Origin of the sequence: Paenibacillus peoriae KCTC 3763 (genome assembly GCF_000236805.1) — a bacterium.
Taxonomy (GTDB): Bacteria; Bacillota; Bacilli; order Paenibacillales; family Paenibacillaceae; genus Paenibacillus; species Paenibacillus peoriae.
Map to the genome: position 1 here is coordinate 487,491 of NZ_AGFX01000041.1, position 14,157 is coordinate 501,647.

At 45.4% G+C, this 14,157-nt stretch carries 14 protein-coding genes; 5 read left to right on the forward strand and 9 right to left on the reverse strand.

Features of this window, described 5'->3' with window-relative positions:
* Window positions 1–183: 183 nt before the first annotated feature.
* The 6 genes from KQI_RS0123425 to KQI_RS0123450 all read right to left on the reverse strand — a co-directional run bounded on the left by KQI_RS0123425 (window position 184) and on the right by KQI_RS0123450 (window position 5,444).
* Entirely contained in the window at window positions 184–1,185 is a 1,002-nt protein-coding gene (locus KQI_RS0123425) for a phosphotransferase family protein (RefSeq protein ID WP_010349314.1), read from the reverse strand.
* Window positions 1,186–1,187: 2 nt separating this feature from the next.
* Entirely contained in the window at window positions 1,188–1,679 is a 492-nt protein-coding gene (locus KQI_RS0123430) for an 8-oxo-dGTP diphosphatase (RefSeq protein WP_010349315.1), read from the reverse strand.
* Window positions 1,680–1,791: 112 nt separating this feature from the next.
* Entirely contained in the window at window positions 1,792–2,220 is a 429-nt protein-coding gene (locus KQI_RS0123435) for a GNAT family N-acetyltransferase (protein WP_010349316.1), read from the reverse strand.
* Window positions 2,221–2,460: 240 nt separating this feature from the next.
* Window positions 2,461–3,939 (reverse strand): hypothetical protein, encoded by a 1,479-nt coding sequence (locus KQI_RS0123440; protein ID WP_010349317.1) that lies wholly within the window; start codon window positions 3,937–3,939, stop codon window positions 2,461–2,463.
* 265 nt (window positions 3,940–4,204) lie between these two features.
* The gene (locus KQI_RS0123445; RefSeq protein ID WP_010349318.1) at window positions 4,205–4,558 is read right to left on the reverse strand and encodes a FlxA-like family protein; all 354 of its coding nucleotides are present in this window, start codon (window positions 4,556–4,558) and stop codon (window positions 4,205–4,207) included.
* A 52-nt stretch (window positions 4,559–4,610) separates the two neighbouring features.
* The gene (locus KQI_RS0123450; RefSeq protein ID WP_029390306.1) at window positions 4,611–5,444 is read right to left on the reverse strand and encodes a hypothetical protein; all 834 of its coding nucleotides are present in this window, start codon (window positions 5,442–5,444) and stop codon (window positions 4,611–4,613) included.
* A gap of 266 nt (window positions 5,445–5,710) precedes the next feature.
* Here KQI_RS0123450 and KQI_RS0123455 point away from each other — a divergent pair, with 266 nt between their 5' ends.
* The 5 genes from KQI_RS0123455 (at window position 5,711) to KQI_RS29875 (ending at window position 8,437) form a co-directional block, all read left to right on the forward strand.
* Entirely contained in the window at window positions 5,711–6,286 is a 576-nt protein-coding gene (locus tag KQI_RS0123455; protein WP_029390307.1) for a class I SAM-dependent methyltransferase, read from the forward strand.
* Between the two features lie 16 nt (window positions 6,287–6,302).
* Window positions 6,303–6,908 (forward strand): DedA family protein, encoded by a 606-nt coding sequence (locus KQI_RS0123460; protein ID WP_029390308.1) that lies wholly within the window; start codon window positions 6,303–6,305, stop codon window positions 6,906–6,908.
* 13 nt (window positions 6,909–6,921) lie between these two features.
* Window positions 6,922–6,972 (forward strand): putative holin-like toxin, encoded by a 51-nt coding sequence (locus tag KQI_RS29870; RefSeq protein ID WP_229716897.1) that lies wholly within the window; start codon window positions 6,922–6,924, stop codon window positions 6,970–6,972.
* A gap of 910 nt (window positions 6,973–7,882) precedes the next feature.
* The gene (locus tag KQI_RS0123465) at window positions 7,883–8,173 is read left to right on the forward strand and encodes a hypothetical protein (protein ID WP_010349322.1); all 291 of its coding nucleotides are present in this window, start codon (window positions 7,883–7,885) and stop codon (window positions 8,171–8,173) included.
* Window positions 8,174–8,347: 174 nt separating this feature from the next.
* On the forward strand, window positions 8,348–8,437 hold the full coding sequence (locus tag KQI_RS29875; protein ID WP_007429455.1) for a putative holin-like toxin: 90 nt from the start codon (window positions 8,348–8,350) through the stop codon (window positions 8,435–8,437).
* 202 nt (window positions 8,438–8,639) lie between these two features.
* Here the strand turns inward: KQI_RS29875 and KQI_RS0123475 are convergent, their stop codons facing one another.
* From KQI_RS0123475 to recQ, 3 genes are all read right to left on the reverse strand, one after another.
* Entirely contained in the window at window positions 8,640–9,953 is a 1,314-nt protein-coding gene (locus tag KQI_RS0123475; RefSeq protein ID WP_010349323.1) for an alkaline phosphatase, read from the reverse strand.
* Window positions 9,954–10,135: 182 nt separating this feature from the next.
* Entirely contained in the window at window positions 10,136–12,049 is a 1,914-nt protein-coding gene (locus tag KQI_RS0123480) for a B12-binding domain-containing radical SAM protein (RefSeq protein ID WP_010349324.1), read from the reverse strand.
* A gap of 13 nt (window positions 12,050–12,062) precedes the next feature.
* Window positions 12,063–13,961, reverse strand: a complete 1,899-nt coding sequence (gene recQ, locus KQI_RS0123485) for a DNA helicase RecQ (RefSeq protein WP_010349325.1) — start codon at window positions 13,959–13,961, stop codon at window positions 12,063–12,065.
* Window positions 13,962–14,157: the final 196 nt, after the last annotated feature.

Here is a 14,157-nt window from a genome sequence, read left to right on the forward strand (position 1 = left end):
AGGCAAATTCTATGGGGGCAGTTTCGTTGGGGGTCTGGTATGTCCTGCATCTATAGCGTGGTCAGCCTATTATTCCATCCAAAACCGGTTTACACGGTTTCCGTCTTCTTCTATGTAATCCGTATCCGGTATTCCACCGTTGCGGATAATTGTTTTTCTGGAAGCGGATTGATCTGCTACGATTTATATTCCTCGGGCATCCGTGAATGTGTGGGCCCATTCTGCAAAAGAAAGCTTGTCATCCCAGGTGACTTGCTTCATCGCCTTGGCACAACCCCAGTTTAAAATTTGTTGATGTAGCATATGTACCCGGAATCGCTCCCTAAATCCTTCTTTGGCGTTCAACCCTTTGAAGTAAACGGCAAGAAAATGTTGGGCCATCTCTTTCTCCCCGTTTTCCAGATACATGGTCGTTATTTTCGGGAGGTCTGCAACTCCATCGCCAAAATAGGCTGTCGTAAAATCAAAAAGCCCGCTGACTCTCCAGCCCTTTTTCCCGTTCTGCACAAGAAAATTTTGTGGTTTAAAATCCCCCATCACAAATGTGGCAGCTTCCAGTTGATCGAATGCTTGACGTGAGCCTTCCAACATTTCCTCTACCCATTCCATATCCTGTACAGTAATGTCCGAGTATTTTTGGGCATCCTCCAGCCAATATCGAATTCTTTCATACAACCATGTCCGATATGAGGTTGCAAAAGGACGAATCCCTAGAGTCGTTGTATCCAGCTCTCCACTGTTCTTAACCTTCCAACTGTGAAGCTCTAACAGAACAGCAGCGAGCCTTTCTGCCATTTGTTGTTTATCCGGTGAGGTCAGCTTGGCTTGCAGTTCGGGTGTATGTATGTGCTCACCGTATAATCGGGGCATAACAGCATAGCTCCAGCCGAAAATGTCCTGGGTATCATCCACCAAATACGGAGCTGGCACAGGAATTCGAGTCCGTGTGTACAACTGCTCTACCATAAACTTTTCTTCTACCCATTGTCCTGAAAACAGCGGGTTTCCCTTTAGCACAAACTGTCCAGCCGTGGAGGAAAGATAGAGCGTTTGCCCCATCACTCCTTCTGCCGTTTTTTTGGAAGATAGCAGACGCCCCAAATCAAAACGATCCAGCACCCTCTGCAATTGATCATTTGTGACCTCTCCTAACCGATTCGATGAAAAATAAATCGTCGTCGTCATCTCTATCCCCCGTAATGTTTAATCGTTGCTTCAAGGGTTTCGTCCGTATCCGCCAGCCACATAAGACTAACCTCGAACGTTCCCGGCTCGAAAAATAAAGGGAATCTCCGTTTAAACCAATCCTGCATCGGCAGATTTAACGCTTCCTTCATATCTACCCACAGCAGCTCTCCCTCAGGGGGATTGTTCAATAGTTCACCTTCCGTTGCTGTAGCCAAATAGTTAAAAACCATGTATCTCAGCCCTTGGCTCGGGTCACAAAATTCATCAATTCCTTTAAATATAATTTCCTTAACCGTCAATCCCGTTTCTTCCTTTACCTCGCGAATAGCTCCATTGACAATACTTTCTGGAAACTCGACTTTCCCTCCCGGGGCGATGTACCCCGGAAAACCCTTTTTATCCGGTCTGTTAATAAGCAAAACCTTACTTCCGTCCTGAATCATACACATGGTATATAATTGGTGTGTTACTTCCGTGGTCAATCCGATCATACCTTTCTTTTATTTCTCTCTTCTCTATAATCTAGCTTTCAATCTTGGTACTCTCCTTACTTTAACTCGTTATTACAAGAAAAGCACCAAAGCGCACATATGCTATGAGTTCTCAGTTGATATTTTTCTTATAGTAATAGTGTTTAAACCCTCGGGGAGCATCGTCAATGACGCCAACCACTTCGTATCCATGCTTTTCATAGAATTGCGGTGCCTGAAAAGTAAACGTGTTAAGCTGAATAAATGTACATCCTTTGTCATTAGCGATTTGTTCAATTTCACCAAGCAGCTGCGAACCGTAACCCATTCCTCTATACCGCTGATCTACCCACAAAATATCAACCTCTACCCAGTTCCAGCACAGTACACTTAGGAGGCCGCCAATCACCTGGCCGTCTTCATTTTTGAGAATAAGATTAATCTCTTCATATTGGGTTCGAATATCTGCAGGTACATGTTTCGCATTAAATTCAATCAATTTGTTTCTGATCAAACGCGCTTCATCTCTACTGCTCCGACTCATTTGAGTTCTCAGCGTCATGACATAAATCCTCCAATTTTCCAATGTGTCATTAAAACAGGTTCGACTGTTATATATTGTATATATTTATAAATATATAATCACTTGCTTCATTTTCGCAAGTCTGCACTGGAACCTTCACTTGGGATATACACGAAATGCCCAAATAAAACATAAAAAGCAGCTACTGGTTGGTTAGACCTGCAGCTGCTTTTTAGGAAGACAGATGTTATGAATCAAGCTCTATCATCTAGCTGTTCATCAATTGCTGACTGGAGTCAGTTTGCCACCGCCGGACAATATAATCGTCTCCCCATTCAACCAGCTATTTGCACTTGCATTCGCGTCATAGTAAATCGTGTGGCCGTTATCTACAATATTGGAGAGTTTAGCGTCACTATCAGTCAAAATGGTCAGATAGGAATCCGCTGTAACGACCCATTTGCTCGTTTGGTCCAGTGTTAAGGCAACCGATTTGGCTGTATTTCCCGAATTAATAGCACCCTTCAAGGTTGTTTTGTTTTTCAGATTAGCTGTAATGGAGCTGATTTTATCCGCAGTGATGCTGCCTGGCAATGTTTGATTGTCTGCATTAAGTGTTACGTCGGCTCCGTTGGAGCCTGTCGTTCCCCATCTATCCGCAGCAACGTTCAGCAGCACTCCGGTATTTCCTTTTAATGCGGCCCCTTTCAGGTTAATCACCGCTTCGGTATTGGTGGAGTAAAAGATAGGGCCTGCTTTGGCTGTCAATGTACCACCATTCATCGTAAATACGGAGGTTCCGACCTCGGCATCACCCGAGAAGCTTTGGTACAGCATCACTCCACGATCCACCTCTCCAGATAAGCTGGTGTTATGAACTGTAATGCTGTTTCTACCTTCAATAACAGCCGCTTCCGATCCGGTTGCTTTTAAATCCGAATTGGACACGGTAATGGTGCCTGTCGAATAGATACCAGGGGAGCCTTTGCCTGTCGTTTTGCCTGTTGCCTTGGTTACAGTAATCGTGCCATTTCCCCGGTCTGTCGCAATAGCCGCAGAATGCTCCCCAGCCGTTTTGATTTTAACATTCGTTGCATTAACCGTTCCCTTTAAGGTAGCATCCAGTCCACGCGAGGAATTGGCACTGGTTTGAATGCTAACATCTTTGACATTAATCGTAGAGCCTTCGCCTGTTGCAAAAACGGCATTGGCTCCATCGGCATCCGTTTTAACGGTAGAATCCGACAATTGAATAGTGCTGGCAGAAGCAGCCAGAACACCAGCGTTCAGGCCATAAAAGTTGCTGTAATCATCCGATGATGTAGCGCCCTTTTTAGTCAAGTTGGACTTGGTAAGTGTTAATTTGCCACTGTCAGTTACCTTGACAATCGACTGATCTGTCTGATCGGCTGCCATCGTCTGCTTGGACAAGGTTACACTTTTCCCGCTTTGTGTGTACTTCGCCGTGCCGTTGTCTGTGTAGCTGTCCGAGCCTTCACCCGGTTTCCCGCTTGGTGGTTCGCCATCCGGGGGTGTTCCCTCAGGTGGTGCCTCTACCGTTGCACTGGTATCTGTGGTACTACTGTCTGTAGAAGTTTCTGTAGAAGTTGTTGCAGAGGTGTCCTCTTGAGTGGCAGCTACAGACGTCGAAGTAGCAACTTCGGGCGTTTCGTCTGTCGATGAGCTGGCATAAGCGTATGATGCAGTAATGGAAGCCAGCAGTACAGCTGTAGCAATAACATTCAATTTCTTTTTCATTACATCCATCCCTTTTCACAAAGTTTAGTTTCACGAAACCTGTATGCTTGGACTTGATGTATTTACAAAGTGCCCGTGTAGATCATAAGGGGTTGTCCCTATCGGGTACACATTCATCTTAGAACAGCAGGTTGAAAATAAAATGAGCGCTCACTGAAGGTTTGCTGAATGCTAAAAAAAGCAGACCCTCCGGTGAGTGGAGAGCCTGCTATCTTCAATAATCTATCGGCCTATCATCTATCGTACATGAGAAGTGGCGAATGGTTTAAATCGAGATATCCAGTGATTTTCCAATGCCCGTAATATCGCTGCTGTCAGCATTGTTGATACGGGGCGCTTCTGTGTTGCTAGGAACGGACTTTTCCACTTTTGAAGCTGATGTGCTGCTGGATTGAGAACTTTGCTGCGCAATTTGAGCTTCAATTTGTTTGATTTGCTGCTGAATCTGCTTCATTTTCGTTTCTTTTGTTTCTTTATTATCCTTACTCTGCTGTACTTTATTGTACTGTGCCTCAAGTTGAGCTTTTTGCTTTTCCAGACTGGCTGTATCGTTAGTGCTGGATGAAGATGAAGTGCTTGCAGCAGTCATAGAACTGCTGGATGTCGACGAAATATTCATATTTTTTTCCACCTTTCAGGATTTTGCAAAATCCGCATCTTTATAAAAATGTCTAAGATGACGATGAAACCGATTGCTCAAAAATCTTAGCGATTTTATCAAATAAAGCCGATATTTCTTCATCGGACACACTCGATTCGTCAGTATTTCCCATTGCGTTTCTCAGGGCAGAGAGCAGATCTGTTTCTGGATCATTCTCCGAAGTGGTCGACCCGGATACAGCATTGGAACTGAGAATGCTTTGCAGATCACTCAGCAAGGATCTTTTTTCATCTACCGTAAGCTCTTGTCCAGATGAGGTACTATTATCCTCTTGGTTGGAGGCCTCCTGGATATTCCATGCAAATGGAGGCATTATTCCGCCCATGGCTTGCATCATAGGAGGCAGACCACTGCTATCAGCTTCTGGCTGGAATGGGTTCCCTTCAGGCGGCGGTGCAGGACGATTATTTTGAATCGTTTCTGCTACCTTATCAAATAGATCGGATACCTCCTCATCCGTTGCCGTGGAAAGATCGAAACCCGATAATAAGTCGGTAATCGAAGCCAATGGGTTTTTCATGCTGTTGGTGAGTTCATCTGTTTCAGAAGACGCACTTGAAGACGTCAAATAACTTTGCAGATCAGACAACAGTGTTTTCTGTTGGTCCGTAGTCAGCGCAAAGGTATCCTGGCTTTTATTGTAATCATTACTGTAGTTCTCCGTAGGTAGCGGAGCCTGCATTCCTCCAGCGTATTCTGCAAATTCCTTGCTCAATTCCAATGAATCGTTGGATTTCTTGTGTGCAGTGTGGGCCGTGTTATTTAACCCGTTCTCGCTTGACTTCACCGTATTCGAATGATCGTAGGAAGTCGTGATTAGATGCCTGTTAATGGATAGTGACAAAGTAGGTCCCCTCTCTGTGTACATAAATTTTTAGCAGTACACCTACCTTTCATCGGTAGCAAAACTGAATGTAGCCTGAGGACACGCTGAATGATAACTGAATAATCATCCCCTTCCTGAGACCTAGACTATAGCCAAGGAAAATCCCCGCCGCAGGACGGGGATATGAACCCTACTCCAGACAGGAGTAAGTATAGGAATAATTTGTTACTCTTAGCAGAGAATAAATGAACGTATTCAGAAAATTGAAAGAAGGGGAACAATTCATGGTCCGTATTCGTCATTTGGTTCACGAGAGATTTATGTTCTTATTCAAATTTTTGCATTCGCCTGCATATGTGGGGAGTGTAACACCAAGCTCCAGATTTCTGGCTAAAAACATGATTGAATCCATTCCTTGGAGCGAAGTTCATGCCGTCGCCGAGCTGGGGGCTGGCACGGGAGCGATTACCCAATGTATTCCTCCTGCCGCAAGAGCTCAAACCAAGGTGCTGCTGTTTGAGAAGGATCAGACCATGCGGCAGGAATTAATAAGAAAATTTCCAAACTATCAGTGCTATTCAGACTCGCGTGAGCTTCAGATTTCTATGAAAAATGCCGGAATTGAACAGCTTGACTGCATAATAAGCGGGCTGCCTTTTTTTAATTTCCCACAAGCCATGCGAAATCAGATCGTAGAGCAAATTCATCTATCGCTCAGAGATGGAGGAATGTTCGTCGCCTTTCAATATTCCACACAAATGAAGCAGCAGTTAGGTGAATGGTTTGATATTGAAGAGATCAAGTTTGTACCCATCAACATTCCACCCGCATTCGTCTATGTATGCCGGAAGAAAACATAAGTAGGGGGAAATGGGTGTGGACGTTGCATATTTAGTTTCCATCATTGAAGAGTACGGCTATGCAGCATTATTCTTTACCCTGTGGCTCGGAATTGTGGGACTCCCCATTCCAGACGAAGTCGTTGTGATGACTGGCGGGGCTGTAACAAGCATGGGCATACTTCATCCGATACCTGCTTTTGTGATGGTATATCTTGGGGTTATATCAGGCTTATCCTTAGGTTATGTATTGGGGAGAACGCTAGGTGTATCCGTTTTGGACCGCTTACGACGAAAGAAAAAAATGGACAGGTACATTACGTTTTCGGAAAATTTAGTACATAAGTATGGAAATTTCACGATTTGCATCAGTTATTTGCTGCCCATTGTCCGTCACATTATCCCTTACATTGTCGGGATCAATAAAATAAGCTTCAAACGCTATGCACTTTTCTCTTATTCAACTGGCTTGATTTGGACGCTGATCTTCTTTCTGCTCGGACGTTTCTTTGGCCAGCATGTACAAACAGCAGGAGAACTAATCCATCGTTATGGCTTGCAGATCACATTGCTTGTCATTGTACTGACTTTTATATTTTTCATAATGAAGTATGTATGGGGAAAGAAAGCAAGAGAGGAGTAATTTGGGGTAAAGCATGTTTGGCATGTTCATTCTGGCGTTACTTACCTACATGAAAAAGAAATAGACCGCCCTGACCAAAGGTAAACGGTCTATTCTCGACCTTATCTTTCGCAGCCGACTGCTCTTTATGCAGTTGTTGTATGATGGAGCCGTGTTAGAGCACGGCTCCTTAATTATTCTTATCTCATTATAACTGTTTTTTTTGCGTAATTACGTGTTTTTATTGTTTAGATAATTATACAAGCGAATTTAAATGTTACCTTAGTGCCACTACGCAGACGGATGGTGCTTCCCATCGCCACCGCCCCCGGATTTCTTGAATTAAGCTTTGTTTAAGGTAAAAATCCGGGGACAAAAGCGACCGCTCCGCTTGTACAGCACCATTCCGTCTACTCCGTTTTCCATGTACATTTCTTCAGTTCAGCATATATAGACTTTATTCCTCACATGATAGAGCTACAGATCAGCTCATAATGGTAAAATTCCCCATCTTTAATATATTGATTTCTTTCATACACTCTTTGGACTGTAACATTATTCTTTCCTGTCGTTACCCTGTATCCTTGGCTCCTGTTAGTTTGCATGTTGCTAAGCTGCGTTCAATAAAAGTTGGGAGATCCTTCGTTTTCGGTAATCCTCATCCGCTAATAAATCATCAACATCCAAGATCATTTCATAGAAATACAAGAAAACGATAGATACAATTGTGTAAACTCAATCACTTTATCTTTTGCTATATCTTTTACGATAAAAATGATCGACTGTAAAATACATAACTTCCTTTTTTAACCTTTAATTTTAAGTCAAACCAAGAATATTCACGAAATATTCGATATTTATTGAAATTTCCTATTGATTTGATGTCACTATGATGTCACCTTTCGGTATACCAAATCGCTATGTAATGATACAATATTTACATGATATTTTGTCATTCCACATTAAAATATTTTCCCTCCGGAGGTTTGCAAATCATGTCTAATTCTTTAGAAATATTAATTGAACCCATAATCAGAAACCGATTAGAAACATTGTATAGCAATCTTTCTAAAACCTTACCGGAATACAACCAATTTTCCACGGAAAGCAACCAGTATTTTCAACAAATCCGTGAATCCGTTCCCGAGCATCTCGAACATACCCTGTTTTTATATGAAGATGCCCAAATCTCTCTACAATCTATTCTGGAGAACCAAATATATTTACAGGGATTCAAAGATGCTATGCAATTTTTAGATGAGTTACGTAACACCTATACTGGTTAAGAACTACATAATAATTTTCAACTTTAAAAATATATCTTTTGAAAGAACAAAAAACGCCTGTTGGTAGGCGTTTTCATGTTTGTCCTTTTTAGCAATACTATCCATATGATATACTATAAACTAACAACAGAATGGCTTAGATGGGCGGTCGGCTAGTCTCCTGCAAAGGAGGTGATGCCTGTGGAGGTTAAAGATACGCTGATGTTGATGATTCAATTTGCAACGTTGGTGATCTTGATTATTTCCTTCAACAAGAAAAAATAGACCGCCCTCCGGAAAAGGTTAGCGGTCTATTTTACTAATCCAACCCTACAGCCACCGCCCTTATAAGCGGCTGTTGTAAAAGAGTGAGGATGTTGGAGCATCCTTACTCTTTTTCAGTATATACTTATTAGCTTTAGTTTATCACAGGAAAAACCATGTTGCCAATATGGAATATCTTTTAAGGGGTGGCTTTCACACCACATTACTTCTTCAATTGAAGCAGCTTAATCAGCTTGTCATGAATGGCAGTATTCGGATAATTGCCGGTAAATTGAGAGGAGCCGGGTCCCATTGCAGTCAATGCCACATCTACTGCAGTGTGTCCTTTTGTCGTCCAATCAATATAGAACGTTTCGTCCGTGCCATGAATGGTGAAAGGACCGTCTTCATTGGTTGTACCGTCGTCGGCTTCATCCTTCGCATCCTTACCTTCAATCGCCAAACCGCCTGTTTCATGGTCTGCCGTCACCAGAACTAATGTATCTGGATGCGCTTTGGCATAATCCTTAGCTACTTTAACGGCCTTATCCAGCTGTTGCCCGGCCTTAATCGTCAATTCGCCTTCATTGTCATGCGCCATCTCATCCGTTCCTTCTTCCTCTACCATCAGGAAAAAGCCTTTTTTGTTTTTGGAAAGAACGTCAATCGCTTTCGTTGTCATATCCGGCAGAGAAACTGTTGGGTTGTAAGAGTTGCCAAGCTTGTTGTGAGCCTGGAACATTTCTTCGTTGGCGAACAATCCGAGCAATTTAGAGCCTTTGGCTGCTTTCATTTCCGTCTGATTCGTCACATAGTTATAGCCCAATTTCTTGGCTTGCTCGACCAGGTTTCCTTGAGTTCCCTTACTTGCTTCCTCAGGGTCTTCTGCCGGCGCATCTGGAAGTTTACCTGGTGTGCCTGCCGGATACCAGAAATCCTCACCACCGCCCAGAATGACATCCAGCTTGCTCTTTTCCAGATACTGCTTGGCAATCTCACTTTGAGCGGAACGCTTCTCGACATGCGCTCCAAAGGCAGCCCCGGTTGCGTCTGTTACTTGGCTTGTCGTCACAACACCTGTGGACATGCCTGCTTTCTTGGCCAACTCCATGATGGTTGTGACTGGTTTTTTATTCATATCCATCCCGATTGCGCCGTTATATGTTTTGACACCTGTTGCAATTGCAGTAGCTGCGGCCGCCGAATCCGTCACCAGATTGTCCCCTGAACTTGTGCTAACCAGGCCTGTTACCGGCATGTTGTCCATTTCAAGCAATCCCGACTTTCCAACCGTGGCCAAACGAATCGCGTTGCGACTTGCTTCTCCCATACCATCGCCGATAAAAAGAATGACATTTTTAGGAGCAGCGGCTTTGGCTGATGCAGTGCTCTGTCCTTTGGATGCCTGTGCAGTTGTAGACTTGGCATTAGATGAGGCTGCAAAAGCGTTAGGGATATCTGCGGATAACAATGGCACACTCAAAACGGTAATTGCACCTAAAGCAAGGATACTCTTTTTCATTGAACGCTTTTTCACAGGGTCACACTCCAATAGGATTATTATTCATACATGATGAAATAATCATATATTTGTTTTGTGAAATTTTATGAAGCATTAGATCACGTGAATGTAAAAATTGTTTTTTCATAAAGTACAAAAAAGGCATCGACTCTTGTAATCAAGGTCGACACCTTCTGTAGTATAAAAGCGATTTGTAGTTAAATCGCGGCAATTTCCTTACCGATCGGCATGGTATAGTACAACGGCTTTTGCTGTTCGTTCTGCTGATAGACCACCAGCAGCAGCGTTCGCCCATCAGCAGTCAGTGGGCTACCGCCACTCAGGATATGGTCCAGACTGAACGGTAAAATATCCAGCACAGCGTGCTTTTGCAGTTCCTTTTCCCCCAGCTTCAAGGAAGCGAAGACCGGGATCACCTCATGATAGGACTGCGACTGCTGGCTGCCCGTAGCAGATGAAACATTTGCAGCAGGAGAAGAAGAAGCCTGTACAGCATTCATACCACCTGTATGTTGCTTGTCTGCCTCTCCCACAATGTCTGCAACCACAGGAGACAGCAGTGCATCTGGATGCTGAAGAACCATTTTCATATAGCTGGACCAGTCGTCCTTCTCCAGGGTATGCTCCCACCAGATCTTACGCGGCTTGTATTTATGGTTCAGGAAATAATCGAGCTTCATCAGCCCAAGCACGATATCCATTCGCTTCGTTCCGCGCGATTCCAGAAAGGACTGGAGACGCGTGAATAAGTCTTCGAGCTGGTGGCCAATTTTTTGCCAGCCTTGCCCCTCCCAATAATCTCCGAACTCTTGAAAGAAATCAAAGGCGGATGCAAATTCACGCTCGATCAAATAGTTCACCGTATGATCCATACGATGGGAATTCCAGTATTTCTCCAATACATCTTCCAGGCGCTTGAGCCGGACGATATCGGCAAAAGAAAGGACATCGTTGCTCAGCATCTCATAAGGTGCCACATCCATGTATGTGTAATTGTACTTGGCGGCGTCAATACGCAGTCCCGTACCTCGCAGCATTTTGAGAAAGCCGAGCTGGAGCTCTTCCGGGCCAAGCGCAAAAACGTCATTAAACGTTTTCCGGAATGTGTTGTAGTCCTCCTGAGGCAGTCCGGCGATCAGATCCAGATGCTGGTCGATTTTGCCGCTTTGCTTGACCTTCATAACGGTGCGGGAAAGCTTGGCAAAGTTCTGGCGGCGCTTAACCAGTTCATTGGTCGGGTCATTCGTCGATTGAACACCGATTTCAAAGCGAAAGATGCCTGGCGGCGCATTTTCCGCCAAATAATCCAGCACTTCGGGACGCATAATATCTGCCGTAATCTCAAACTGGAAGACACAGCCGCGATGATTTTCAATCAGAAACTTGAACATTTCCAGCGCATAGTCCCGTTTAATATTAAATGTACGATCCACAAACTTGATCAATTTGGCTCCGTTGTCAATCAGATACAGAATATCCGACTTCGTGCGCTCAATATCGTAATAACGTACGCCGACCTCAATACTGGACAGACAAAATTGACAGCTGAACGGGCAGCCCCGGCTCGTTTCAAAATAAACAACCCGTTTCCCGAGTTCCGGTATATCCTCCGCAAAACGGTACGGCGACGGCAGTTCGTTCAAATCCGCCTTCGGGCGGCCCGGCATCAGGATGGCCTCTTCTCCCTTGCGGTAAGCCAGTCCATATACAAAATGGAACTTGCGATCTCCCTCCAGTTCCTGAAGCAGTTGATGGAACGTTTCTTCTCCCTCACCAACAACGATGAAATCCACATTCGTCAAGCGCTTCATCCAGTGCTCCGTATCGTAGGATACCTCCGGGCCACCGAGTACGATTTTGACCTCGGGCATAATCTTTTTCAACACGTCAATCACTTTAATCGTCTCTTCAATGTTCCAAATATAGCAGGAGAAGCCAATGACATCTGCTCCCCGCTGAAACAAATCGGAAACGATGTTCATCACCGGGTCCTTGATTGTGTACTCCGCCAGCTCGATGTCAAAGTCCTTTTCACTGTAGGCTTTAAGGCAGCGGATGGCCAGCGAGGTATGAATATATTTGGCATTTAACGTTGATAAAATGACTTTCATAGGTCACATCCTTCTATTCAAAATCCTCATATACATCGTCTGGATAAATCTCATCCTCGTTCACCGTGCCTCCGATGTTCCCCTGATTTTGAAAAAAATCAAGAAACAGCTTGCCGTACTTGCGGAACTTCACTTCACCGACACCCTTGATCCGCAGCATATCTGCCTCGGACTGCGGATTCGCCACACTCATCTCACGCAGAGTGGCATCATTGAAAATAATATAAGAAGGCACATGCTCCTGAGCGGCCAGATCACGGCGGATCAGGCGCAATTGCTCAAACACAGTCTCGTTGACCGCCGCTGGATATGCATCGCGTCCCTGCCGCCCACGTGAACCTGTCCCACCTGCAAAAGCCGTGGCATGTCGCACCACACGCTGCATAACCTCACGCTGACCCTTCAGTACCTCAGCCGCAAGCTGCTGCAAACGAACGACCGGATATTGGCCCTCAGACAGCAGCAAGTAACCTTCCGAAACGAGCACATTGATAATTTCAGCAATTTCTTTTTCCGTACGGTTGCCCATCACCCCATAGGTTGGAAGGCTGTCAAAACCATACTGCAGTACCTTTTTGTTGCGCGAGCCTTTTAGCACCGAGGCTACCATCGAAACCCCAAAACGCTCCCGCATGCGATGAATGCAGGAAAAAATCTTTTGCGCATCTATGGTCATATCGACCAACTCCCGCTCATCTGTGCATGAACTGCATATGCCGCAAGCCTCATGCTCCTCCGCCTCGCCAAAATACTCAAGCTGCGCCGTGCGCAGGCAGCGAGTTGTGTAGCAATAGTCAACCATTTGCTGGAGCTTGCGGTAGTCGTTGCGCTTGCGATCCTCATCCTGGGGATTTTGCTCAATCAGGAACTTCTGAGTGACAATATCCTGCGGTCCGAACAACAAAATGCACTGACTCGGATCGCCATCACGTCCTGCGCGCCCCGCCTCTTGAACGTAAGCTTCCATATTTTTCGGCATGTTATAGTGAATGACGTAGCGCACGTTCGACTTATCAATCCCCATGCCGAAGGCATTGGTCGCCACAATGACCCGGATATCGTCGTACAGGAAGCCTTCCTGGCTGTCTGCGCGCTCCTGATCTGTCATCCCGGCATGATAGCGTCCAGCTGCCATACCCGCATCACGCAACCGTTGGTACAAATCGTCCACGTCTTTACGAGTCGCCGCATAAATAATGCCTGATTCACCCTCGTGCTCACGAGCATAATTCAGCAAAAAGCTGCGCTTGTCTTCCCCGCGCAGCACGCTGAACGCCAAATTCGGCCGTCCAAGGCCCGTGACGAACGTCTCCGGTGAGCGCAGACGAAGCAGCCGCACGATGTCGTCCATGACCTGCGGTGTTGCCGTTGCTGTAAACGCAGCTACAATCGGGCGTTCATACAGCCCGTCCACGAACGGAGCCACGGCCAGGTAGCTGGTGCGGAAATCATGACCCCACTGGGATACACAGTGAGCCTCATCCACCGCAACGCAGGAAATCGGCAACTGGGTCATCTCATCGCGGAACCAATCCAGCTCCAGCCGCTCCGGTGCGACATACAGCAGCTTCAAATCACCATTCCGTGCGGCGCGGATGCGGTCATTCACTTCTCTCCCGCTCAGCGTGCTGTTGATGTACGCAGCCGCTATTCCCATCGTCGTCAGCGCATCCACCTGATCCTTCATCAGCGAGATAAGCGGTGACACAACAATCGTTAAACCCTCATGCAACAAGGCAGGGATTTGGTAGCATATGGATTTCCCGCCGCCTGTCGGCATAATTCCTAACGTATCGTTGCCTTCCAACATACTGGCGACAATTTTCTTTTGTCCCTCCCGGAAGTCGGGATAGCCATAAAACTTTTGCAGTAAATCCTGCGCCCGTTCCAACATCGGTGCTTGTACACTCATAGATTTAAACCCCTCATAATTTCCAGCGCCTCGGGCGCATATCAGCTTTTCTTTCGTTACCTTTAGTTTACCGGGGTTCAGAGTAATGTTCAACCGCTGGAAGACGATCAGGCAAGTTTACTCTCCCATGGCATTCGCTGTTTTCTCATGATATAGTGGACACGGTGCCGCAGTTGTACACGATCATGAGATACGG